We start from the raw sequence: 677 nt of genomic DNA, 5'->3' as shown, positions 1-677 counted from the left end.
CTCACGAACGGCGTGGAAGACTTGGCCATCTCGCGCAGGCACGATGCGCCTTCGCCGGGGCCGCCTTTCTTGAAGTTGATCTGGTTGCCTTCGATGTCGATCTTCAGTCCGTGGATGCGAATGCCGCTGTTGTTCAGTTCGATGAAGCCGCCCTTCGTGGAGAGCAGGATCTTCTCATCGGCGAAGATCTCCCAGACCTTGGCTTCACCGTGGTACTTCTCGTGCGAGACGATGTTGTAAAGCTTGCCGACCTCGACGCGGATCGTCGTACCAACCGTCGTTCGCTGTTCCTTGCCGACATTGGTCACCTGGGTCTGCCCGACATTTGTGACCTTGCTGATGCCGATCTGTTCGGCGCGAGCCACGCCGACGCTATCGGACTTGAAGGTGGAGACGACGGTGTTCATGATGCCGGGCAGCGGAAAAAGGCCGGAAGCATCGGCACCCACACCGGTTCCGGAACCGGCAAGTGCGGTGCCTGCATCGGCCCGGGGGCTTGGACCCGATACGACCCCTTCGCGGGCAGACAGACCGCCCGAGCTTAAGAAACCGAGTGCGGATGAAGCAAGCGAGGTGGCGAAGGCGGCGATACCCGGTCCGCCGCCACCGGCAATCTGCGCTGCCTGAGATAGCAGCCCCGCCGTCTGGCCGGACAGCGCCTGAACGCCCGCCATGGC

At 62.5% G+C, this 677-nt stretch carries 1 pseudogene; it reads right to left on the bottom strand.

The features are described 5' to 3' along the window. Window positions 1–677 (bottom strand): annotated as a pseudogene (locus E8M78_RS23395) (type VI secretion system tip protein VgrG); the annotation flags it as partial.

Source organism: Rhizobium sp. FKY42 (assembly GCF_005222835.1).
GTDB lineage: Bacteria > Pseudomonadota > Alphaproteobacteria > Rhizobiales > Rhizobiaceae > Neorhizobium.
Note: the sequence above shows the minus strand (reverse complement) of the source record. Positions and strands in the feature narration are given on the sequence as shown.